The 1,311-nt window shown below is 71.5% G+C and carries 1 protein-coding gene; it reads left to right on the forward strand.

The features are described 5' to 3' along the window. Nucleotides 1-271: 271 nt before the first annotated feature. The coding region (locus AC27IQ_RS24770) for a YhdP family phospholipid transporter (protein WP_487091186.1) at nucleotides 272-1,311 on the forward strand (1,040 nt) is incomplete at its 3' end.

Here is a 1,311-nt window from a genome sequence, read left to right on the forward strand (position 1 = left end):
CGGCCAGCGCCTCGACCATGGTGGCCCGCGTGGGCGCGCCGGGCGGCAGCACGGCGAACGCGTCGGCATAGCGCCGGTGCAGCCGCTGGTGGAAGCGGGAATGGCTCGCCAGCGGGCCGTCGCCGGCGGCGCTGGGGATCTCTGGAACGTCAGTGCAAGACAGCGGCATAGCAAGGGCCCGGGGCCTGAAAACCGTACATAACGACACCGTTTGATGCTGAACCCGCACAGCGGGCGCGGGTCATAATTCCCTTCGCATCCCAACCCACCAATGATTGAACAGCCACCGAACCCCTCACGCCTGCTCCGATGCCTGGCAGGTCTTGCGCGGTGGTCCCTGGGCCTGCTCATCGCCTTCTGGCTGCTGGTGGCCGCCGCCTGGGGGGTGCTTCACGGCTGGATTGTGCCGCGTATCGGCGACTTCCGTCCGCAGCTGGAAGCCCATGCCACACGGGCGCTGGGGGTACCGGTGCGCATCGGTGCGCTGTCGGCCCGCTCCGAAGGGCTGGTGCCCACCATCGAGCTGAACGACGTCGCCCTGCTGGACCCCCAGGGCCGCGAGGCCCTGAAGCTGCCGCGCGTGGTGGGGTCGCTGTCGCCGCGCTCGGTGCTGCGCATGGGGTTCGAGCAGCTGTACATCGAACGCCCCGAACTCGACGTGCGCCGCATGGCGGACGGCCGCATCTTCATCGCGGGGCTGGCGTTCCGCCAGAGCGCGGGCGGCGACAGCGCCGGGGCCGACTGGCTGTTCTCGCAAAGCGAGGTCGTGCTGCGCGGCGGCACCGTTCGGCTGACCGACGAGCAAAGCCAGGAGCCGCCCCTGGCGCTGGGACAGGTGGACCTGCTGCTGCGCAACCGGGGCTGGCGCCACGGCATGCGGATCGAGGCCACGCCGCCGCCGCAGTGGGGCGACCGGTTCAAGCTCACCGGGCAGTTCCGCCAGCCGTTCCTGACGACGCACGGCGGGTCGTGGCAGCAGTGGACGGGGCAGCTGTTCGCCGATTTCTCGCGCGTGGACGTGTCCCGGCTGCGCCACCATGTCCACATCGACGGCGTGCAGGTGGCCGAGGGCCGCGGCGCGCTGCGCGCGTGGGTCGATTTCCAGCGCGGGCAGTTCGTCGGTGGCACGGCCGACCTCGCCCTGGCCGGGGTGAACGCCCGCCTGGGCGAGGGCCTGGAGCCGCTCGCGCTGCAGTCCGTCGCCGGCCGGGTGGGCGGGCGGCGCCTGTCCGATGGGTTCGAGTTCTCCACCGAGGGCTTGCAGTTCACCACGCAGGACGCATTGCGCTGGCCGGGCGGCAACCTCACGGT

The sequence above is a fragment of the Acidovorax sp. KPB24-07 genome (assembly GCF_057543315.1).